This window comes from Macrococcus equipercicus, from assembly GCF_004359525.2.
Classification (GTDB): Bacteria; Bacillota; Bacilli; order Staphylococcales; family Staphylococcaceae; genus Macrococcus; species Macrococcus equipercicus.
The window spans coordinates 41178-63900 of the sequence record NZ_SCWC02000007.1; the positions used below are offsets into that span (position 1 = coordinate 41178).

General features: G+C 46.1%; 20 protein-coding genes. 5 read left to right on the forward strand and 15 right to left on the reverse strand.

The features are described 5' to 3' along the window. Positions 1–147: 147 nt before the first annotated feature. Entirely contained in the window at positions 148–903 is a 756-nt protein-coding gene (locus ERX35_RS09085; protein ID WP_149459588.1) for a hypothetical protein, read from the forward strand. 71 nt (positions 904–974) lie between these two features. Here ERX35_RS09085 and ERX35_RS09090 read toward each other — a convergent pair whose 3' ends face one another. The 4 genes from ERX35_RS09090 to gatC all read right to left on the reverse strand — a co-directional run bounded on the left by ERX35_RS09090 (position 975) and on the right by gatC (position 5461). Then, positions 975–1769 (reverse strand): tyrosine-protein phosphatase, encoded by a 795-nt coding sequence (locus tag ERX35_RS09090; protein ID WP_149459589.1) that lies wholly within the window; start codon positions 1767–1769, stop codon positions 975–977. Between the two features lie 508 nt (positions 1770–2277). Beyond that, positions 2278–3705 carry an Asp-tRNA(Asn)/Glu-tRNA(Gln) amidotransferase subunit GatB gene (gene gatB, locus ERX35_RS09095; protein ID WP_149459590.1) on the reverse strand — a complete coding sequence of 476 codons (1428 nt, stop codon included), beginning with the start codon at positions 3703–3705 and terminating at the stop codon, positions 2278–2280. 12 nt (positions 3706–3717) lie between these two features. Next, entirely contained in the window at positions 3718–5163 is a 1446-nt protein-coding gene (gene gatA / locus ERX35_RS09100) for an Asp-tRNA(Asn)/Glu-tRNA(Gln) amidotransferase subunit GatA (protein WP_149459591.1), read from the reverse strand. Position 5164: 1 nt separating this feature from the next. After that, on the reverse strand, positions 5165–5461 hold the full coding sequence (gatC, locus tag ERX35_RS09105; RefSeq protein WP_149459592.1) for an Asp-tRNA(Asn)/Glu-tRNA(Gln) amidotransferase subunit GatC: 297 nt from the start codon (positions 5459–5461) through the stop codon (positions 5165–5167). A gap of 157 nt (positions 5462–5618) precedes the next feature. On the opposite strand from gatC, the gene putP reads away from it, so the two are divergent. Continuing rightward, the gene (putP, locus tag ERX35_RS09110; protein WP_149459593.1) at positions 5619–7154 is read left to right on the forward strand and encodes a sodium/proline symporter PutP; all 1536 of its coding nucleotides are present in this window, start codon (positions 5619–5621) and stop codon (positions 7152–7154) included. Positions 7155–7334: 180 nt separating this feature from the next. On the opposite strand, the gene ERX35_RS09115 is transcribed toward putP, so the two are convergent. From ERX35_RS09115 to ERX35_RS09160, 11 genes are all read right to left on the reverse strand, one after another. Continuing rightward, entirely contained in the window at positions 7335–8501 is a 1167-nt protein-coding gene (locus ERX35_RS09115) for a CamS family sex pheromone protein (RefSeq protein ID WP_149459594.1), read from the reverse strand. 10 nt (positions 8502–8511) lie between these two features. Continuing rightward, positions 8512–10503: an NAD-dependent DNA ligase LigA gene (ligA, locus tag ERX35_RS11455; RefSeq protein WP_170234596.1), complete on the reverse strand. Its 1992-nt coding sequence runs from the start codon at positions 10501–10503 to the stop codon at positions 8512–8514. A 3-nt stretch (positions 10504–10506) separates the two neighbouring features. Beyond that, positions 10507–12651 (reverse strand): DNA helicase PcrA, encoded by a 2145-nt coding sequence (pcrA, locus tag ERX35_RS11460; protein ID WP_170234597.1) that lies wholly within the window; start codon positions 12649–12651, stop codon positions 10507–10509. A gap of 6 nt (positions 12652–12657) precedes the next feature. Then, positions 12658–13350 carry a heptaprenylglyceryl phosphate synthase gene (gene pcrB, locus ERX35_RS09125; protein ID WP_149459595.1) on the reverse strand — a complete coding sequence of 231 codons (693 nt, stop codon included), beginning with the start codon at positions 13348–13350 and terminating at the stop codon, positions 12658–12660. Between the two features lie 85 nt (positions 13351–13435). Next, on the reverse strand, positions 13436–14128 hold the full coding sequence (locus ERX35_RS09130) for a M15 family metallopeptidase (RefSeq protein ID WP_149459596.1): 693 nt from the start codon (positions 14126–14128) through the stop codon (positions 13436–13438). Positions 14129–14196: 68 nt separating this feature from the next. After that, on the reverse strand, positions 14197–14523 hold the full coding sequence (locus ERX35_RS09135) for a YerC/YecD family TrpR-related protein (protein WP_149459597.1): 327 nt from the start codon (positions 14521–14523) through the stop codon (positions 14197–14199). A 208-nt stretch (positions 14524–14731) separates the two neighbouring features. Further along, positions 14732–16027 (reverse strand): adenylosuccinate lyase, encoded by a 1296-nt coding sequence (gene purB, locus ERX35_RS09140; RefSeq protein ID WP_149459598.1) that lies wholly within the window; start codon positions 16025–16027, stop codon positions 14732–14734. Positions 16028–16163: 136 nt separating this feature from the next. Continuing rightward, entirely contained in the window at positions 16164–16340 is a 177-nt protein-coding gene (locus tag ERX35_RS09145) for an NETI motif-containing protein (RefSeq protein WP_149459628.1), read from the reverse strand. After that, the gene (locus tag ERX35_RS09150; protein ID WP_149459627.1) at positions 16330–16869 is read right to left on the reverse strand and encodes a DUF2179 domain-containing protein; all 540 of its coding nucleotides are present in this window, start codon (positions 16867–16869) and stop codon (positions 16330–16332) included. Before ERX35_RS09150 ends, ERX35_RS09145 begins: the two co-directional genes overlap by 11 nt. Positions 16870–16947: 78 nt before the next feature. Then, positions 16948–17772, reverse strand: a complete 825-nt coding sequence (nadE, locus tag ERX35_RS09155) for an ammonia-dependent NAD(+) synthetase (RefSeq protein ID WP_149459599.1) — start codon at positions 17770–17772, stop codon at positions 16948–16950. Beyond that, positions 17773–19230 (reverse strand): nicotinate phosphoribosyltransferase, encoded by a 1458-nt coding sequence (locus ERX35_RS09160; protein WP_149459600.1) that lies wholly within the window; start codon positions 19228–19230, stop codon positions 17773–17775. It abuts the gene before it with no gap. Between the two features lie 111 nt (positions 19231–19341). Between ERX35_RS09160 and ERX35_RS09165 the strand changes: the two genes are divergently transcribed. Genes ERX35_RS09165 through ERX35_RS09175 form a run of 3 tightly spaced genes read left to right on the forward strand, consistent with a single transcriptional unit; the run spans position 19342 to position 22719 of the window. After that, complete coding sequence (locus tag ERX35_RS09165; protein ID WP_149459601.1) at positions 19342–20508, forward strand: MFS transporter; 1167 nt, start codon at positions 19342–19344, stop codon at positions 20506–20508. 57 nt (positions 20509–20565) lie between these two features. Beyond that, positions 20566–21597, forward strand: a complete 1032-nt coding sequence (locus ERX35_RS09170; RefSeq protein ID WP_149459602.1) for a pyridoxal phosphate-dependent aminotransferase — start codon at positions 20566–20568, stop codon at positions 21595–21597. Between the two features lie 60 nt (positions 21598–21657). Then, positions 21658–22719, forward strand: coding sequence for a nitric oxide synthase oxygenase (locus tag ERX35_RS09175; RefSeq protein WP_425463269.1), 1062 nt, complete (start codon positions 21658–21660; stop codon positions 22717–22719). Positions 22720–22723: the final 4 nt, after the last annotated feature.

Consider the following 22723-nt stretch of genomic DNA (forward strand, 5'->3'; position numbering starts at 1 on the left):
ACAATAACTAATACCTCGTTATGAAAATGCTAAACATGCTGTCAAGGCGTTGTAAATTATTTGTTAAAGCCAATATAGTTGTATAAATTTTTTCCTGCGTTTGCTAAAATTGAATTATTGACCATCATGTCGGGAGGAAAGGCATCAATGAAAAACTTACTTTTCTGGCTCTATGTGGTGATTGCTCTTGCACTCATTGCATTCGGCTACATTTACTGGCAGCAAAAAGTAACTGATTCAGCTGCAGCAAACAACGTGAGCACTCAGTCAGTCAGCAAGAAAGCACCTAAAAAACAAGCAGCTGCTAAATCAGCCGGCAGCCTGTTCAAAGACGATGCCTTTCAACAGCTCTATAATAAGAAGACTAAAGACGGCGGGAAGATGACGATCACATTAGTAGCGACACCCTACCAGACATCTGAACATAACACAAGCGTCAAAGATGACCTGGAGAAAGCAGCCGACAAACAGCTCGCTATCAATGCTGTGGAAGTTTCAGGGGCGTCAACTGCCGCAAGCTTAGCAGCAGCCTATGAGAAAAAGCCCGACTTAATTCTACTCGATGCACTGACAATCAATGATTACTACGAAAATATTCCAGTGAACGCTCATCTGGCAGCTCTAGAAACAATGTATAATGATGCCGTCGAACAGCATGATATTCCTGTTGTGATCATCGGCACGAGACCGATTTATAATGATCCCGCATTTGCTGACTACCAGCAGGCAGAAGCTGATTATCTCAGCAATAAAGGCAACAACTTCAACTATGTCAGTCAAGCTGGCGAGTGGCCGACTGATGACAGCATCACGGATGACTACAATACAGCAAGCGCGTTACTGACTAGTCGCGGTATTAAGCGCTGGTCGACTGCCATAACTGACCACTTATTCAACAAATAAACCAGATTCCAGGACATCCTGGAATCTGGTTTTTATAATCAAATCTATGCCTTTCAGCAAAAACTTCACTTTTAAAATAATCCTAGAAATTTTTTCTTTTTCTTCTGTCTCTCTAAATGGCCGGCCTGCACTTCAAGCGGGCTGACGTAGCGTATCTTTTCACCGTTCAGCACTTTCCGGGCGTTTTCCTTGTAATAGTTGACCTGGTCAATCCCGTACTGACCCTCTATATATTCATAGCACTCATCCATAAAGAAGTTCCGGCCTGTTACATTGTGGGCGTCACTTGCCACGAAATGAATCATCTTATGCTTCATCATCTGCTGAGCGACTGACTGGGAATAATCTCCGAGCCTTCCGACGACGACACCTGCCGTCACTTGGCACAGTGCTCCGAGCTCAATTAATGACGCAAGTTTATTCGGATTCTTCTGCAGTTCACTGTTACGCTCAGGATGTGCTATGACCGGCACATAGCCTTCCAGCGCCATGTTAGTGAACAGCTGCTCTGTATAAACCGGCACTTCCTGTGTCGGCAGTTCAATCAGGACGTAAGGTGCGTCTTTCATCAACGGCAGTGCTTTTCCGGTTTTCAGATCTGCAATGACGTCACCGTAAATTCTGATTTCCTGACTCGGATGGACAGTGACCGGTATTTGATGTGACCGTATCAAGTTATTGACCTGGTCAGTAAGTTCGATGATTTTCGGTCCGTAGTTTTCATAGACGCCAATTTTATGGTGCGGCGTCGCAATAATATCCGTGATGCCGTTCGCTGCAGCAGTCCGGGCCATCTCAAGAGCTTCTTCAGTATTTTTAGCCCCGTCATCAATGCCGAACAAAATATGGTTGTGTATATCTACCATTAGAATCCCTCTCTTCCTATCATGCTTTATTTTCAATATACACGGCGCAGCAGGAAATATAAAGCGAATAAGTTATCTGAATATTCCTGCACTTTGGGTTGCCATGTTTATTCTTATCATATACAATTACTGTTAACGATATGGACGCCAACAGCTACTTCAAAGGAGGACGACTTGTGACATATACCGACGTAATCTTTCGAGTGAGTCGAATGGAATGCTTATATAAACAATATATGGCTGAATCACGGGAAGAACTTTTCCATCATTTGAAGCATTATTATTATAGCCAGTGGGCTGACGACCGTGATTTCATATTTGCAGAAACTGATCTATCATATATTATCTTTCAGCCGCATCGACTCAACCGGCTCATTGAGCAGACTGAAGAAATTATGCTGTAAGACAACAAAACCTTCGATTTTCATGTAATGCTGACTTCTTCTAAGAAGCTGCATCGCTATGAGAATCGAAGGTTTTTATATAACGATCATTGATTAATTGACGATCAGCGCTTTTCAAGCTCCTGCTTAAGAAGCTGGTTGACGAGCTGCGGGTTCGCCTGACCTTTCGACAGTTTCATGATCTGACCGACCAGGAAGCCCATCGCTTTACCTTTACCGTTCTTAAAGTCTTCGATAGACTGCGGGTTCTGGTCAAGTGCATCATTCACCAGCGCTGTTAACTGTGCCGGGTCAGAAATCTGTACTAATCCCTGCTCTTCCATGATGACTTTCGGTGCTTTTCCAGATTCAACAGTTTCCTGGAAGACCTTCTTGGCAATCTTGCTTGAAATCGTGCCGTCAGCAAGCAGTTTGATCATCTCAGCAAGATTTTCCGGTGTCAATGCGGTCGCGCCTAGTTCTTTCTGCTGTTTGTTCAAGTACTCGTTCACGCCGCCCATCAGCCAGTTGGAAGTGAGCTTCGCATCAGCACCCAGTTTGATCGTCTCTTCAAAGAAGTCGGACATTTCTTTTGTCAGTGTCAAGACGTGGGCATCATATGCCGGCAGACCATAGTCGCTGACGTATTTTGCTTTACGTACATCCGGCAGTTCAGGAATAGAAGCACGTACACGTTCTTTCCATTCTTCGTCGATAACGAGCGGCACTAAGTCCGGTTCAGGGAAGTAACGGTAGTCATCAGACCCTTCTTTAACACGCATTAAAATCGTTTTACCGGTCGACTCGTCAAAGCGGCGTGTCTCCTGCAGAATTTCTCCGCCGGACAACAATACTTCTGCCTGCCGTTTCTCTTCGTGCTCAAGTCCACGTCTGACGTAGTTGAATGAGTTCAAGTTTTTGAGCTCCGCTTTCGTACCGAATGCTTCCTGCCCTCTAGGACGCAGCGAAATATTGGCATCACAGCGCAGTGAGCCTTCTTCCATCTTACAGTCAGAGACGCCTGTGTACTGGATAATCGCCTTTAATTTCTCAAGGTAAGCATACGCTTCTTCCGGCGTACGAATATCCGGCTCAGAGACAATCTCAACAAGCGGTGTACCCTGCCGGTTCAAGTCAACTAATGAATAACCATCTTTATGGGACAGTTTCCCAGCATCTTCTTCCATATGAAGACGTGTGATACCGATACGTTTTGTCTCGCCGTTCACTTCAATATCAATATAACCGTTCTCACCGATCGGCTCATCAAACTGTGAAATTTGATAAGCTTTCGGATTATCCGGATAGAAATAATTTTTGCGGTCAAACTTTGTCTCTGTTCTGATATCCATATTGAGCGCCATCGCAGCACGCATCGCCCAGTCGACTGCCGTTTTATTCACGACCGGCAGGACGCCCGGATAGCCGAGGTCGATGACGCTGACGTTTGTGTTCGGTTCAGCACCAAAGTGTGCAGGAGAACTGGAGAACATCTTGGATTCAGTCTTTAATTCAACGTGGACTTCAAGTCCGATTACTGTTTCGAAATGCATATCATCGTCTCCTTATAACGTTTGATAACGGTCTGTTAAGTTAAATTTTTGTTCGTACTGATAAGCGACATTGTAGACTTTCTGTTCATCGAATGGTTTACCGATGATCTGCAGTCCGATTGGTCGACCGTTATGTTCGCCGCAAGGTACAGAGATTGATGGCAGGCCGGCTAAATTAACTGGAATCGTCAAAATATCATTGGCATACATAGTCAGCGGATCATTGATCTGCTCACCAATATTGAATGCTGGTGTCGGTGCTACTGGTCCGACGATGATATCGTAGTCAGCGAATACTTTCTCGAAGTCCTGCTTGATCAATGTTCTTACTTTCTGTGCTTTTTTGTAGTAAGCATCGTAATAGCCTGAACTTAACGCATAAGTCCCGAGCATGATACGGCGTTTGACTTCATCACCGAAACCTTCCTGACGCGTCTTCTTGTACAGTTCCTCTAAGTTCGTCGCACCTTCTGCCTGATAGCCGTAACGGATACCGTCAAAACGCGCTAAGTTAGCTGAAGCTTCTGAAGAGGCAAGAATATAGTAAGTTGCTACTCCGTATTTAGAGTTAGGCAGCGACACTTCTTCAACGACTGCACCGAGTGCGCTTAATTCTTTGATTGCTGCTTCTACGCTTGCTTTTACTTCTGCCTGGACACCTTCACCTAAATATTCTTTCGGTACAGCAACACGCAGGCCCGTCAAATCTTTCTCGAGATTTGATGTAAAGTCGACATTATCTACTGGTGCACTTGTTGAATCCATTTTGTCGACACCTGAAATGATTTCAAGTACAGTCGCATTGTCCTTAACATTGCGCGTGATCGGACCGATCTGATCAAGTGATGAAGCGAAAGCGACAAGGCCGTAACGTGAGACCCGGCCATAGGTCGGCTTCATGCCGACAACGCCGCAGTATGATGCCGGCTGGCGGATAGAGCCGCCTGTATCTGAACCAAGTGCGAACGGCACAAGGCTCGCTGCCACTGCTGCTGCACTGCCGCCTGATGAACCGCCCGGCACTGCTGTATGATCAAACGGATTGACCGTCTTCTTATAGAATGAGTTCTCTGAAGAACCGCCCATCGCGAATTCATCCATGTTCAGCTTCCCGACTAGTATCCCGTTTTCGTTATTTAATTTCTGCATAACAGTTGCATCGTATACCGGAGTAAAGCCAGTCAGCATTTTACTTGCGCAAGTGGTCTCAACATTTTTAGTGACAATGTTATCTTTGATACCCATCGGAATACCGAATAAGCGGCCGGATGGTGTTTCATTATCAAGCGCTGCAGCTTTTGCCATCGCCTGTTCTTTATCAAGTGCAAGGAACGACTGGATCTTCGCGTCATCCTGTTCAATATTTTTGAATGTGTCAGCGATAAGCTCTGACGGTTTCAGCGCTTTGTTCTGAATCATTTGAGACAATGATTCAATCGATTCATATCTTAACGACATTTTATTCTCCTCCTAAAATTGAAGGCACACGGAACTGGCCGTCTTCTTTGACCGGCGCATTCTTCAGTACTTCTTCTTGTGTCAAGCTGTGATGCGCCACATCATCACGCAGTACGTTCTGCAGATCCAGTACGTGGAATGTCGGCGCAACACCTTCTGTATCTACTTCTTCGAGCTGATTGGCGAAATTAAGAATCGCTTCCAGCTGGGTGCTGAATTTTTCCGCTTCCTGTTCATTAATAGCAAGACGCGCCAGATGGGCCACGTGTTTTACTTGATCATTTAATATGGTCGTCATGTTTATCCTCCTAAACGTATATAACATCTATAAATTCTATCAAATTTCTATATAAAAATCTAAAGAAACTAAAAAAGATATATGAAAACGCTTTAACGCGGTATATAATTAGTACATAAGTATTATAATTATTCATAAAATTAAAGGAGGAACATTTATGATACTCGCTTCTACTTTTCAAAATGTCAAGATTGAAGCCACTTGGATGACGTATGTCATGATTGCTGTCTATTTCTTAATCCTGCTCGGCATCGGCTACTATGCCTATAAACAGTCGACAAGCACGCTTGATGAGTACATGCTCGGCGGCAGAAGTCTCGGGCCGCTAGTCACAGCATTGTCTGCCGGGGCAGCTGACATGAGCGGGTGGATGCTCATGGGCCTACCGGGTTCTGTCTATACGACAGGACTATCTGCCACATGGATTGCGATCGGCTTGACGATCGGCGCATGGCTGAACTATATACTTGTCGCACCGAGGCTCAGAGTTTATACAGAGCTTGCTGACAACGCCATCACTATTCCCGACTTCTTCGAGAAACGTGTCAGCGACCATACACGGATGCTGAAAATCATTTCAGGCCTTGTCATCGTCGTCTTCTTCACTCTATATACACAGGCCGGTATGGTCTCAGGCGGTGTACTGTTCCAAAGTGCGTTCGGCCTTGACTATCACTGGGGTCTCATTCTAACAGCAGGCATCGTTATTCTTTATACGCTGTTCGGCGGTTATCTTGCGGTTTCGCTGACGGATTTCTTCCAGGGCGTCATCATGTTGATTGCACTTGTTATCGTCCCTATCGTCGCCCTGCTCAAATTAAATGGCCTTGATACATTTGATACTGTCGTTGACTTGAAACCGACGAACCTTGACTGGTTCAAAGGAACGACGACAATCGGCATTATCTCGCTGCTTGCCTGGGGACTGGGTTACTTCGGTCAGCCGCACATCATCGTCCGCTTTATGTCTATCAGATCGCACAGACTGCTGCCGGCAGCACGCCGCATCGGGATTTCATGGATGGCCGTGTCACTTATCGGCGCTTGTATGACCGGTCTGATCGGTATCGCATTCGTCCACGAATCCGGCCAGAAACTGGATAACCCAGAGACCATCTTCGTTGTAATGAGTCAGATTTTGTTCCATCCGTTGATCGCAGGATTTTTCCTCGCTGCTATTTTAGCAGCAATCATGAGCACTATTTCTTCACAGCTGCTTGTAACGAGCAGTTCGTTGACACAGGATTTCTATATGCTGTTCCGCAAGACAAACATTCAGGATAAATCCCGCGAGAAAGAGTTCGTGCTTGTCGGAAGGCTGTCAGTACTCCTCGTCGCGCTAATTGCCGGATTCATCGCATGGCATCCAAATGACACCATTTTGAACTTAGTCGGTAATGCATGGGCAGGATTCGGTGCCGCATTCGGACCACTTGTACTGCTGTCATTATTCTGGAAAGGCCTGACAAAAGAAGGCGCTATTTCCGGGATGATTCTCGGCTCGCTGACGGTCATCTTCTGGATCGTCATGAAATCCGCACCTCACCATGCGACAATATTTGATCTTTATGAAATCATCCCGGGCTTCGTCATCAGCTTATTATCCACTATTTTAGTGAGTATGCTGACAATCAAACCGGAACAGCGTGTGCTTGATGAATTCGATGAAATGAAACGTATCGTCAGAAGCTGATTCAAGATAACCACAGCGATAATAAAAGCACGTTCCATAAAGGAGCGTGCTTTTTTCTGTTACTGACCGAGTAAATCCACTGTAACAGTTTCTCTTCATCAAAAAAGAAGAGAAGCTCAACATGAGAAAGATCAATTTATAGTTATAAAACAAGATCAGCTGCAATGAGCTGATCTTGTTCTACTGCTGATATACATGAATTTTAGGTTCTTTATCATCTTTCTTCTTTGTAATCAGTGCCAGCGGTTTATCACTGTCGACAATTGAGATTTCCAGATTGTCAACACCACTAAAATACTTCGTGGATAAGTCACTGATATACTGCGTCACGCCGACTACTTCAGCTTTGCCATAGTAATCAAGCGGGACATTGATTGTCACTTCTTTTATTTTATCATTAACGAAGTGACCGGTGCCGATGGCCTGTGTGAAGTTCGGGAAGAAGCTCTGCAGAGAGTCGTTGAACTGCTTGAAATCATTGTTCAATTTCTTGTTCAGTTCTTCTGCATCACTTGACGGCAGCAGTGCATATTTTTCATTGACGTCTTTCCACTTCTCTAGAGATTGACTGCCTTTATCGCTGACAGCATACGCTACAAAGTTTCCAGGAACGATACTTTCTTCTGAACTCTGCATAAAAATCGCAAATATAATCGGAATATTTTTCAATTCAGACTTCGCGCGTAGTCGTGACAGAATTTCCTCCGCCATTTCCTTCCCTTTCTTTTCACTGAGCTTTGTATCGAGCGTTTGACTGTATATCTCACCGTACTGCTCTTTCTGGTAATAATAGACGCTGTTCATCGCAAGACCAATTGTCATGCCGGAGATCTTCTCGTTCTTCGCGTCCTTCTTCGTATAATAATCCTGTTCTAGCAGGTGAGATAAGTAGGCCGGCGAATTCTCGGCGATTTTCTCAGGGTCCGTCTCACCGTGATGAGATGGATTCAGACCGAAGTTAGCATAGGCATTGCGTTCTATGCGCGTATCTTCATCCATCGCATCTATTTCTTCTTTCGTAAACTGCGGCTCAAGATAACTTTCAACGGCATTTTTCGTCAGCAGCTGCCCGTCGCGGAACAAGTAATCGTCCGGCGAGAACACGCGTCTGCTGATGCTGAACAGACCTGATTCAAAGGCATCACCATTATAGGCATTCGCCATGTTTGCACTTGTCAAACCACGCGCCTGGCTTTCTTTGAACGGCAGCAGTGTCCGGTAGTAATCTCCTGAAATCCGGGCATCTGTCGCAATCTGCTTCTCATCCTTCTGTTGCGCCGTATCATTAGTTGAGCCACAGGCTGCCAGCAGCAATGCTGAGAGCATGACAATTGATACTTTCTTCATAATAGGCTCCTTAATTCATTTCCTGTAGTTTATTGATCAGTTGTTCCTCAGTCCACACTTCAATGCCAAGATTTTCAGCTTTCTCAAGCTTACTTCCGGCATCTTCACCCGCAATGACTAAATCGGTCTTCTTAGTGACACTGCTTGTGACATTCGCACCGAGCTTTGTCAGCTGTTCGGTCGCTTCTGTCCGCGTCATGATAGAGAGTTTACCCGTCAGTACAATGGTCTTGTGCTGAAATTCAGGGTTAAAAGCTGTTTCATCTATCGTAGCACCAGTATACGTCATATTGACAGCTGCTGCATTCAGTTTTTCAATCAGCGCCTGAATATCTTCATTGTTCAAGTAAGTCATGAGTGACTGAGCCATCTTATGGCCGATATCGTGAACGGCTGTCAGCTGTTCTTCAGAAGTCGTCATCAGCTTGTCCATCGTCTTATACTGCGCCGCCAGAATACTGCTTGCCTTTGTGCCAAGATGGCGGATGCCGAGACCGAACAGCAGCCGCTCAAGTGAATTCTCCTTGGATGCTTCTATTGCAGCGAGCAGCTTATCAACTTTTTTGTCGGCCATACGCTCAAGCGGCAGCAGATCTTCCCGCTTCAAGTAATAAATGTCCGCGACATCTTTAATGAGTCCTGCTTCAAACAGCTGGGCGACAATCTTCTCGCCTAAGCCCTCGATATTCATCGCCTGCCTTGAGACGAAATGAATGACGCCTTCAATGAGCTGGGCTTCACATGTCGGATTAATACAGCGGAGCGCCACTTCATCTTCCAGGCGGACGAGTGCATGGCCGCATGCGGGACAGTTATCCGGCAGGTGATAAGGTTCAGCGTCAGCAGGCCGTCTGTCAAGAATCGGCCGCACGACTTCAGGAATGATGTCTCCTGCTTTACGGACGACGACGTCATCACCAATCCGGATATCTTTCTCGTGGATTAAATCTTCATTATGCAGTGAAGCACGGCCGACAGTTGTTCCTGCAACTTTAACCGGTTCAAGAATAGCGGTCGGTGTAACGACCCCGGTTCTGCCGACAGACAGTTCGATATCGTTCAGCTTCGTGATCACTTCTTCAGCCGGAAACTTATAGGCGATAGCCCAGCGCGGAGATTTCGCTGTAAATCCGAGTTCTTCCTGCTTCGTCAGACTGTTGACTTTAATGACGATGCCATCGATATCATAGCTTAAATGATTGCGTTCTTTCGTCCAGCGGCTGATATAGTCCAGTACTTCATCAATAGAGGCGCATAGTCTGCGTTCGTGGTTCGTCTTGAAACCGATTTTATCAAGTGTATCCAGCGCCTCACTCTGCGAGGCAGCATCCAGTTCCCGTAAATCATTGACGCTGTAAAGAAAGATATCCAGCTTACGCTTTGCCGCAAGCTTGGAATCCAGCTGTCTCAGTGAACCCGCAGCAGCATTTCTCGGGTTCGCTGCAAGCGGCTCACCGCGCCGTTCTTTTTCCTCGTTGAGTTTCAGGAATGACTGACGCGGCATGTAGGCTTCACCCCGCACTTCCACAGTCAGCGGCTCTTTAATGACCAGCGGAATGGCGTAGATCGTCTTTAAGTTGTCTGTGATGTTCTCACCTGTCGTGCCGTCGCCGCGCGTCAACCCTTGAACGAATACGCCGTCCTCATATTTCAGCGATACAGCAAGACCATCAATTTTCAGTTCAACCATATATTCAACCTGCCCGACGTTATCGGTCACGCGTTTGTCAAACGCTCTTAAATCCTCTTCATTGAAAGCATTGCCGAGACTGAGCATCGGTGTATCATGACGCACTTTTTCAAAGGCAGACACCGGTGTGCCGCCGACACGTACCGTCGGTGAATCGACCGTCTTCAAGTCTGGATACTCTTCCTCAATCGCGATGAGCTCGTGAAGCAGCTTGTCGTATTCACTGTCAGGGACAGACGGCTGATCAAGTACATGATATTCATAATTATACTGGTGCAGCAATTGATGCAACTCATCTACTCTTTTTTGCATGGCCTACTCCTTCTTCTCGATCGGTGCAAACTGGCTGAGCAGTCGTTTCATGCCTACCGATTTAAATATGATGTCCAGTTCAAGAGAACCGGATTTTTCCGTGACGTTGCTGACGAGCCCTTCTCCCCACGATTTGTGGATGACTTTATCACCGATATTATATGTCTGGCCGGATGCAGCTGGTCTGCTTGATGCACTTCTTTTCGTGCCGAAAACAGGACGCGGCTTATGCCCTTCCAGCAAGTCCGCCGGAATCTCATCAAGAAAGCGTGATTTCCGGTTGGACTGACTGCGGCCGAATAATGTTCTGCTGTCGGCATGCGACATATGCAGATGTTCTTCCGCTCTTGTAATAGCTACATACATCAGCCGCCGTTCCTCTTCCATCTCGCTGTCATCCGCGAGACTTCTTGAATGCGGGAAGATGGTTTCTTCAAGCCCGGCGATGAACACAACTTTGAACTCAAGACCTTTAGCCGAGTGCATCGTCATCAGTGTGATGCCTGTCCCCATATCGGCATTGTCTACATCGCTGACAAGTGACAAGTCGGTCAGAAAGTTGACAAGTGACTGCTCTTCAATCGGTGTCAGCTTCTCATAATCTTGCGGTACGCTTAAAAACTCCTCCAAGTTCTCAAGGCGCGACTGCGACTCTAGCGTCCGGTCCGCCTTCAGCATATCAGTGTAGCCTGTCTTCTCCATAATCTGCTCGACAAGCTCTGTAATTGACAGAAACTCCTGCTGTTTCATAAAGCCGTCCATCATTTCGTAAAACTTTACGAGTGTTTCTGTCGTCTTACGCGGCAGTCCGATGAAATCAACTTCTGCCAGCGCGTCAAAGTAGCTCAGGCCGTTAGCTGTTGCGTACGCCGCTATTTTATCCAGTGCTCCTGGGCCGACGCCGCGCTTCGGTGTATTGATGACACGTGTGAAGCTGATATCTTCATTGCTGTTAGCGACGAGCCGTAAGTAACTTAAAATATCTTTAATCTCTTTCCGTTCGTAGAACTTCGTGCCGCCGACCATCGTATAGTTGATGTTGGATTTTAAGAGCGTCTCCTCCAGCACACGCGACTGTGCATTCGTCCGGTAAAGAATCGCCATATCGCTCAGCTGATAATGGTCGCGCTGTTTTTTCTGGATCTCGGCGACGATATATTCTGCCTCATGGCGTTCAGACATGGCCTTGAAATATTGAATCTTGCTGCCGTCCTCATTATCCGTCCATAATGCTTTCGGTTTCCGCTCTGTGTTATTTCTGATGACTTCATTTGCTGCATGCAGAATATTTTTCGTCGACCGGTAATTGCGTTCAAGGAAGATGGTCTTTGCACTTTTGTAGTCTTCTTCAAAGCTTAAAATATTATAAATGTCCGCGCCGCGCCAGCCGTATATCGACTGGTCAGAATCACCGACGACACATAAGTTCTCAAATTTTTCGGCGAGCATCTTGACGAGCATGTACTGCGCTCTGTTCGTATCCTGATACTCATCGACGTGAATATAATGAAACTTGTTCTGATAATACTCAAGCGCTTCAGGGATGCGCTCGAACAGCTGCAGTGTCGTCATAATCAGGTCATCGAAATCAAGCGCATGATTTTTCAGCAGAATATTTTGATAGCGTTTGTAGACTTTCGCAGTTGTCAGCGCCATATAATCATTCGCTTCACGTTCTGCGTCATCCGGTGTCTTCAGTTCATTTTTCAAGTTTGAGATCTGGGCAAGCAGTGAGCGGGGCTCAAACTTTTTCAGGTCCAGATTTTCCTGCTTCAGCACTTCCTTCATCACAGAGCGCTGATCAGTCGGGTCAAGTATGGTGAAGTTACGCTCGATACCGATACGGTCAATATCGCGTCTCAGTATTCTGACGCACATGGAGTGAAACGTTGAGATCCATACTGCTTCTGCTTCAGCGCCGATCAGCTGTTCCACCCGCTCCTTCATTTCCTTTGCTGCTTTGTTCGTGAATGTGATCGCCAGTATATTATAAGGATTGACTGATTTCTCTCTGATCAAGTAGGCGATGCGGTGCGTCAGCACGCGTGTCTTACCGGAGCCGGCACCTGCCATGATCAGCAGCGGTCCTTCAGTCGTCTGCACGGCTGCCCGCTGTTCCTCGTTCATTCTCTTCAATAATTCGTTCACTATCAGTTATCCTTTCTGTGCTTTGATTTTCACTGTTTCAAGTGCGCGCTTTAAGTCTTTATATATAATATTTCCGACAACGATAGTATCCGCATACTGCTTCATCTCAAGCGCCTGGTTCAGGCTCTCAATGCCGCCGCCGTAAATGAGTCGTGTGTCGGGACAAGCTGACTTCAACGTCTTCAGCAGTGTGACATCACCATAAGTTCCGCTGTATTCCAGATAGCAGACCGGGAACTTATAGAAATGGTTGATCATCTGCCCGTAGGCGTATATATCATCTGCGTCAAGTGTCGTATCAGCTGCCGTCAGCCGGGCTACTTTGCTCTCTTTGTTCATCACGATATAGCCTTCCATTGTGAATTCATCGAAGTCAATCATATGACCATACTGCTTGAGCGCTTCCAGCAGCATGCCGTTATGAAACGTCACGTCCGGACTGTTGAGGACAGCGGGCACTAAGTAGCGGTCAAAGCCCGGGATGACGCTTGCCAGATTTGATATTTCAAGCGCGCAGGGCACTGTATAGCGCCTTACTCTAGACATCAAGTCCAGCACATTATCGAGCGTGACATTATCAGTCCCTCCGATAATAATCGCATCTGTACCTGATTCACAGAGCTGCTGCAGCGTGCTGTCATCGATTTCATTGGCAGGATCCAGTTTAAAAACATGTTCCCAATCTTTCACTTCATACATGGAACTACTCCTTTTTTGATATATTTATAATTATAGCATTTTTAGTGCATTTCTTTGCTGTAGAAACAAAAAAGCCAGTGACTGCTCACTGACTTTTCTTCTTATACAGCCCTAAATATTCTTCAAGTGTCTCATTGTTCTTATACAGCTCTGAAGCGAGCGCTGTACCGACATATCTGACATGCCACGGCTCGTACTGATAACCCGTAATAAATGTCTTCCCTTCCGGATAACGGACGATAAATCCGTAGTCATGGGCATGCTGCTGCAGCCAGGCACCTTCCGGCGTATCACCGAATGACACTGTGAAATCATTGACTGATGCCACACTGCCGATATCGAACGTCAGACCGGTCTGATGCTCAGAATGGCCAGGCCTTGCGCTGTACTGATCAGCCGCCTGCTGACCGTCGCGTGCCACATATTCAGTATAAAGATGCTGCTGCTCACTATAACTGCGGTAGCCGCTGCGAATCACAAACTGCAGGCCGCCGCTGTTACCTGCAGCCATCAACCGTTCCACAGCCTGCTTCGCTGCTGGATTTTCGCCGGGCGCGTAAGTAGGCGGCAGCGCAATCTGCTTATTAACAATCAAAATACCATCGATGTATGTGACACCGTCTTTTACCGTTCTCACATGACCAAAAGAAGCGAGCTTCTTCAGCGGCAGTGAGTGCAGCGCGCTGTCTGTTGATGGTGTTAATTCTGTCTTAACCGGCTTCGTGCTGCAACTTGCAAGAAACAGGACAGCGGTCACTGTAGTCAATAATCTTTTCATCTTAACCCTCATTTCCCTATTATTATAAGACAAAAAAATACTGAATCAAATTGATTCAGTATTCCCTGTTATTCTTCCTGGTGTGCTGTCTGTTCATCTTGTTTATCATCATTCATTCTCTGGATGACCATTGAATAAGCATCATTTCCCCACTGCAGTGAGCGTTTGACACGGGAAATCGTCGCAGTGGAAGCGCCGGATTCCTTTTCGATGACCGCATAAGTATGACCCTGCTTGATCATCATCGCTACTTGCAGCCGCTGTGAAAGTGAATGAACTTCGTTGACTGTACATAAATCATCAAAGAACTCATAGCATTCTTCACGCGTTTTAAGTGTAAGAACTGCATCAAATAAATCATCAAGACGCTTGCCCTTTAATTTTTCTATCTGCATTACTTCAACCCCTTGAACTGTTATATAGATATATTAACGCATTAAACTATTAAAGTACAGTTTAACATGTTATACCAAATTGCTTCGTATATCGATATATAATTTTCTCATGTTTCAGGCAATTTGTCGAATTAAATCATTAAAGTCTGGAAATTTTTCTGTTAACCGCCGGTAAAAAAGCACACTGCCGCCAGTGTGCTGCCATTTCTTATTCTAATCCTGCACGTCTAAACAGCGTATCAACTTGATTCAAGTGATGCGTCTCGTCGAAGCAGTCATCAAGATCCTCCTCTGATAACAGGGATGTCACTCTGTCATCCTGTTCAAGCAGTTCTCTGAACGGTGTTTCTGTCTCCCATGATTCCATTGCTTTCGGCTGCACTAAGTCATACGCTTCTTCACGGACCATGCCTTTGTCAATCAATGTCAACAGCACGCGCTGTGAATAGATGAGGCCGAATGTTTTATCCATATTGCGTTTCATATTATGGTCATAAATAGTTAAGTTCTCAATGATATTCGCAAAACGGTTGAGCGCATAATCAAGCGCAATCGTCACGTCCGGCAGCATGATGCGTTCTGCTGAAGAATGTGAGATGTCGCGTTCATGCCATAACGGTACATTTTCGTAGGCAGTCGTCACGTAACCACGGATGACACGTGCCAGCCCTGTGATGTTCTCTGACCCGATCGGATTACGTTTATGCGGCATCGCGGATGACCCTTTCTGACCTTTTGCGAATGCCTCCTCTACTTCACGCGTCTCTGTTTTCTGCAGGTTACGTACTTCAACTGCGAATTTCTCAAGTGACGTCGCAATCAGTGCAAGCGTCGCCACGTAGTAAGCATGTCGGTCACGCTGCAGCGTCTGCGTAGAAATTTCAGCGAAGCCGATACCGAGTTCCTGACAGACGTATGCTTCAATTTCCGGCGGAATGTTCGCAAATGTGCCGACAGCACCGCTCATCTTACCGACTTCAATTTCTTTACGGACTTCTTTGAAACGCTTAAGATTACGCTGCATTTCCATGTACCAGAGCGCCATCTTCAGACCGAACGTCGTCGGTTCTGCGTGGACGCCGTGTGTGCGTCCCATCATCAATGTATTCTTATATTTCAGCGCTTTCTGCTTCAGCACTTCAATGAAACGTTCTAAATCTTTCTCGATGATGTCATTCGCCTGTTTAATGACATAGCTCAGCGCCGTATCAACGACGTCTGTGCTTGTCAGTCCGTAGTGCACCCACTTCCGTTCTTCACCTAACGTCTCGCTCACTTGACGGGTAAATGCCACGACGTCATGACGCGTCTCCTGTTCGATTTCTTTTGCGCGTTCCACATCCACACGTGCATTTTGTCGGATCAACTTCACATCTTCTTCAGGAATATAACCTAATTTACTCCATGCTTCACATGCCAGTATTTCTACTTCCAGCCATGCTTCAAACCTGTTCTGCTCGCTCCAAATACTTGCCATCTCTTTACGGGAATAACGCTCGATCATAAATTAAGCTCCTATCATGGTTAATTTGTCTTCTTCATTATAACAAAAAACCGTACATTAAATACAATAATTTTAAAAATGTACGTTATTATAACTAAAAAACAGATTCAGCAATAGTATATCACTGAACCTGTTGTTATTCTTCTATCTTCCGGCCGACAAATACAATCTGCTGTTTCAGCACTGCCACTTCACCATCTTTTGTTTCGTGAAAGATAGGTTTCTCCATACGTCTGACAGGCGTATAGCCCGCCTCCCGCATACGGGCAAGGCAGTCTGCAAGCGTCTCATGTTCTCTCACTTCAAACTTCATCTGTGTCATAGGCTTTCAACCGTTTGCTGCGTAAACCTTTTACCCAGAACCCGCCATGAATATTTTTAGGTTCATAAGCGATAATAAATGCCTTCGGGTCAAGCGTCTTCACAGTGTCCATCAGTTTGAGTTCATATTTACGCGGCGTTAAAATCTGCATCACCATACGCTGACCATCACGGCCGTTCGCCGCATAGTGCGTCACACCGTAACCAAGATCGCGCAGTTTTCTCGGGATGTCTTTCTCATAATCCGCTGTTGTTACATTCACCACAATATATCCTAAAGCAATCCACTCTTCCAGTTTCATACCGATAATAATGCCGACACCGAAACCAATCGCATAAGCAAGTACGTTCTCTATTTTGTCCAGACTGTTCAGAACAAGCCCTAAACCGACTACGTAAATTACTGTTTCAATGACCGAAACGCCTGCAGCATAATAGCGGTAACCTTTAAGCGTCAAGATCATTCTCATCGTCAGACATGTCACATAGATGACATTGATTAAAAAGATGACAGCTATCATGATTAATGGATTATCTAACAAGGGCGCACCTCCTCAAGTACTAACGAATTCTATCAAACAATCGAAGAGGATGCAATATTACTTGATTAATTCATCAAACGAATATCTGGAAATCGGCATCATGCGTTTATGCTGTGTTTTCAGATAATGCTTTTCAATGGTTTCACGCGCTTCACTTGTCACTTCTTTACCTTCCAGGTAATCGTCAATCGCTTCATAAGTGACACCGAGCGCCACTTCATCCGGCAGCTGCGGCTTGTCTTCTTCAAGATCCGCGGTCGGCTGTTTATTGTAAAGATGCTCCGGACAGCCTAACTGTTTCAGTATAGCCCGGCCCTGCCGCTTATTCAGACCGAACAATGGAAGTACATCAGCGCCGCCGTCACCATACTTAGTATAGAAGCCGGTGATGCTTTCTGCCGCGTGATCTGTGCCAAGTACAATGCCGCTGTTCGCTGCAGCGATAGAATACTGGACTTTCATACGTTCGCGTGCTTTCTCATTACCTTTTTGAAAATCTGTGAGCTCAATGCCTGCCTCTTTCAGTGCTTTGACACTTTCATCGACGCTCGCCTTAATATTGACCGTCAGTTCCTGTGATGCACCGATGAAGTCAAGTGCATCCTGACAGTCCTGCTCGTCTTTCTGCACACCGTGCGGAAGACGGACAGCGATGAATGAATAATCGCCGCCTTCCTCGTTCAGTTCATTGACAGCCAGCTGCGCAAGTTTACCGGCAAGCGTTGAATCCTGGCCGCCGGAGATGCCGAGCACCATTGATTTTAAGAAGCCGTACTGCTTCATATAAGTCTTCAGGAAGTCGATAATCGCACGTGACTCCTGTTCCGGATTGATTTCAGGTTTTACATGCAGTTCCTGAATGATAGTTTCTTGTAATGTCATTTATTCCACGTCCTCTACTTTATTAGATACTTCGTGTATTTTGTCATTTTTGTTGTTCCAGCATGCTGTACTTAAATCAACAGGATATTCCTGCGGATTCAAATGGCGCTTTGTCTCCTCCCAGATTAACTCCAGGTTCTCCAGATGGTATGCTGCGATTTCGTCAAGACGCGGCGTCGTGTAAACAAGTTCGCCCTCTTTGAAGATATCGACATGCAGATCTTTTGCCGTAAAATCCTTTACCCGTTTTTTCTTGTAAGTAAAGATAGGATGGAACATTTTCAGTTCTGCTTCTGCTGAAGGATTTTCATGGTCAAGTGTAATGTAGTCTCCTTCAGATTTGCCGGTTTTATTGTTGATGATGCGGTAAAGGTTCTTTTTACCGGGCGTCGTCACTTTTTCAGCGTTATTAGAGATTTTGATGCGGTCCTGCAGCACGCCGTTATCGTCAGCGATAGCAACAAGCTTGTAAACGGCACCGAGCGCCGGCTGGTCATAAGCGGTGATCAGCTTCGTACCGATTCCCCACGCCGTGATTTTGCTGCCCTGCTGCTTCAGACTGATGATTGTCTCTTCATCAAGGTCATTGGAAGCGAAGATTTTAGTATCTTTAAATCCTGCGTCATCGAGCATTTTGCGCGCTTCTTTTGACAAATAGCTCAAGTCTCCTGAATCGAGACGGATACCGACGAAGTTGATTTTATCGCCGAGCTCTTTTGCAACGCGAATCGCGTTCGGGACACCGCTCTTTAATGTATGGAATGTATCGACGAGGAAGACGCAGTTTTTATGGCGCTCTGCATACTTTTTAAAAGCAATATATTCGTCATCATAGGCCTGGACCATCGCATGAGCATGCGTTCCTGAGATCGGGATGCCGAACAGTTTGCCTGCTCTGACATTGCTCGTTGAGTCAAAGCCTGCAATATAAGCCGATCTCGCTCCCCAGATCGCCGCGTCCATCTCCTGGGCACGTCGTGTACCGAATTCCATGACAAGCTCATCTTTGACGACTTGTTTAATGCGGCTCGCCTTAGTCGCTATCAATGTCTGGAAGTTGATGATGTTCAGCACCGCTGTCTCAATCAGCTGCGCCTGAATTAACGGCGCCTCGACACGCAGCAGCGGTTCGTTGTTGAAACAGATCTCTCCTTCACGCATCGACCGGATATTGCCGGTAAAGCGAAGTTCCTTTAAATAGCTCAGGTAATCTTCCTGAAAGCCCTGCTCTCTTAAATAATCGATATCAGACGGCGAGAACTTCAGACGTTTAATATATTCAATAATACGTTCAAGCCCGGCGAACACTGCATAACCTGAATCAAACGGCATGCTGCGGAAATACACGTCAAATACCGCTGTATTTTCGTGGATACCATCAAACCAGTATGTCTCTCCCATATTAATCTGATACAAATCAGTATGTAGCATTAAACTGTCGTCTTCTTTTAGAAACATCTCAATCCCTCATTTACTTTTGATATATTTAGTTTAACATACCCTATTTAAATTCAAAATCCGAGGAATATAATGCTACACTAAAGCTATTAACAGAAAATGGAGAACGCTATGGAACAGAAAAAACTTATTGTTGTCTTAACTATCGTCGTGTCGATATCAGGCTTGTCGCAAGGGATGCTGCTGCCGCTCATCGCCTATATTTTTGAGCGGGAACATGTGCCGAGCCACATTAACGGCCTGCATGCCACTTCGCTCTATATCGGCGTGTTTGCAGCCTCGCTGTTTCTGGAAGGGCTGCTCAGGACATTCGGCTACCGGACGCTCATCGTCTGCGGCGGGCTGCTCGTCTTTTTGTCGCTTGTCCTGTTCCCCGTCTTTAATTCAATGACGGTCTGGTTTATTCTGCGTCTGATTGTCGGAATCGGTGATAACACGCTTCACTTTTCAACGCAGTCATGGCTGACAGAAATCATACCGAAGCATAAGCTCGGGAAGACGATGGCCGTCTATGGCCTCAGTTTCTCTCTCGGCTTCATGCTCGGACCGCTGCTGGCGAAGCTTGTCGAGTATCATGCAGCGCTGCCTTTTTTAGTGAGTGCCGTCATGACGCTCTGTGCGTTCTTGTTGACGTTCAATTTGAAAAACAGTTTCCCGCCGTCTGACGAACGGGCGATTTCGTTCAGCTCGACACTCAACAACTTCGGGACAGTCATTAAAGTGTCGTGGATTGCCTTTATCTTTCCGTTAATATTCGGGCTGCTTGAAAGCACATTGAACAGCAACTTTCCCGTGTTCGCCTTGAAAAATCAGCTGACACTCAGCGATATCACACTGATTCTGCCGGCCTTCAGCCTCGGTTCAATTTTGTTTCAAGTGCCGATCGGCGGGCTGACCGATAAATATCAGCGCAGTCATGTCATGGTGGTGCTGACACTGCTCGGCGGACTGACCTTTATCAGTGCCGACTTGTTCATCGGCAGCAGCTGGATGATGATAATGATTTTCTTTCTCGCAGGTGTATTTGTCGGCTCGCTGTACTCCCTCGGCGTCAGCTATATGGCCGACATCACACCGAGTCATTTGATGCCTGCCGGCAACTTGATGTGCGGCATGGCGTTCAGTGCAGGCAGTATTACCGGTCCTATCATCGGCGGTATGATGATCCATTATTCCGGCAATCAGTATTACTTTGTACTTGTCGGCCTGTTGATTCTCATGACAAGCGCCGCTACATTTCTCTTCATTAAAAAAACATCACAGGGCATTGCGTCATAATACATAGCATGGTATATTAATTTTCAGATAATTCAGTACTTTAAAGGGGTGGCTTAATTGATCAGAATCAACAAAAATGAAAGTCCTATCCGTGCTTTCACAGATGAGACTTTAAAGGAAATCGTCGTCAATTCCAGGTTTTTTGAATATCCGGATGATGAATACGATGAATTTCTGGAGGCTTATGCCACTTATAACGGCTTTGACAAAAACCAGCTGTCAGCAGCCAATGGTTCTGATGAATGGATACAGAAATGCATGATTGCGCTCGGCGATGGTCCCGTGCTGACGATCAATCCGGATTTCTTTATGTATACCGATTACGCGGCGCAGCTTAAACGTCCGATTCATTATGTTAACTGTGAAGAAGATTTCAGCTTTGATCTCACTAAAATATTGACAGCAATGGATGACCTGAAGCCGTCATTCTTCATCCTGAGTCAGCCGAACAATCCGACCGGTGCACTGTTCAGCGATGACTTCATCCAGCAGTGCAGCGACAAAATGGAAGCGCTCGGCGGCTATTTCGTGCTCGACGAAGCCTACATCGAGTTCAGTGAGCCTTACACAGTGCCTGCCGGTAAACACGTCATTCAGATGCGGACGATGAGCAAGATTTATGGTTTCGCCGGTCTCAGAATCGGTATTGTCATCACTCACCCTGATACTATTGCCCTATTGAACAGCATCCATCATCCTTATCCGATCAATACACTCAGTCTGCAGCTGGCCACTCATCTACTACGTGATCAGCCGAGCCTTGATGAGTTCTTCGCTTATCAGCGCGCCCGGGCGGCACAGCTCCAGGCTATCTTCCTGAATCAGTCGGATGTCATCAATGTCATTCCATCGCACACTAACTTCATTATGACGTATGGTGAGAATGCCTTATCACTCGGCCGCTACATCGAGTCGCACGGCTTCCTGCCGAGAACTTATCCTGATGATGCGCTGTTAAAGGAAGTGGTCCGCTATTCTATCTCGACCGAGGAAAACCTGAATCAGCTTGCACGTATTGTAACTGACTGGCGCAGTCATTATGACAGCGTAAACGACCAGTCATTAGAAATTCGCGATAAAGTTAAATAAAAGGTAACAAACTTCATATCCCTCTTAATTTCCTTCATGCTATGATGATATTAAGAGGTGATTTTTTTGTATGCAGAAGCTGTTGAATTTATAGAACTTATGCACCGTGAACTGAATATTCCATATACCATTACAGCAGAACGGCTGCACAGCATTGAGTCAGAAATCAAAGCGACGGGCACCTATCACCATACGTTCGAGGAACTTGATTACGGAGCGAAAGTCGCCTGGCGTAACAGCAACCGCTGTATCGGCCGCTTGTTCTGGGATAAGCTCCATGTCCTCGACAAAAGACATCTGACGGCTGAAGAAGAGCTGCTGGATGCTGTCGTCCATCATATTGATTATGCGACGAACAGTGGTAAAATCCGGCCGACTATTACTATTTTCCCTCAAGGGAAGGCGGCTGATGCGCCGTTTGTCATCGTCAATGACCAGCTTGTCAGATATGCAGATGACCCTATAGCAGGGCCGCTCAAACAGCAGGTTGAACGGCTGACAGCCGACCGCTCTCATATCCTTCCGCTGCTCTACCGCTATGACGGAGAACTGAAGACGTTTGAAATTCCGGCGGATGTCATTATGGAAGTGCCGCTTGTTCATCCGGCTTATCCGGCGTTCTCGAAGCTCAACTTAACATGGTACGCTGTACCGATGATTTCAGCGATGGATCTTCGTATCGGCGGCATCACTTATTCATGCGCGCCGTTTAACGGCTGGTATATGGAATCTGAGATTGCAAGCCGCAACCTGCTTGACACTTATCGCTATGACCTGCTTGAGCAAATCGCTGATACCTTTCAGCTCGACCGTTCAACGACTGTCACTTACTGGCGTGACAAAGCACTCGTTGAGCTCAACTATGCAGTTTATCACTCCTTTAAGACAGCCGGTGTTTCAATCGTCGACCACTATACAGCGAGCAGGCAGTTCGAGAAGTTTGAACAGAATGAACTGGCAGAAGGGCGCAAAGTCACGGGAGACTGGACATGGCTCATTCCGCCCATCTCGCCGTCGCTCGTCCATAATTTCCATAAAGGTTATGATAATACGTACAATAACCCTAACTTCTATTACCGCAGCAAAAAAAGCTGCCCATTTCTGCAGCAGCTTGAGCAGTAACTAT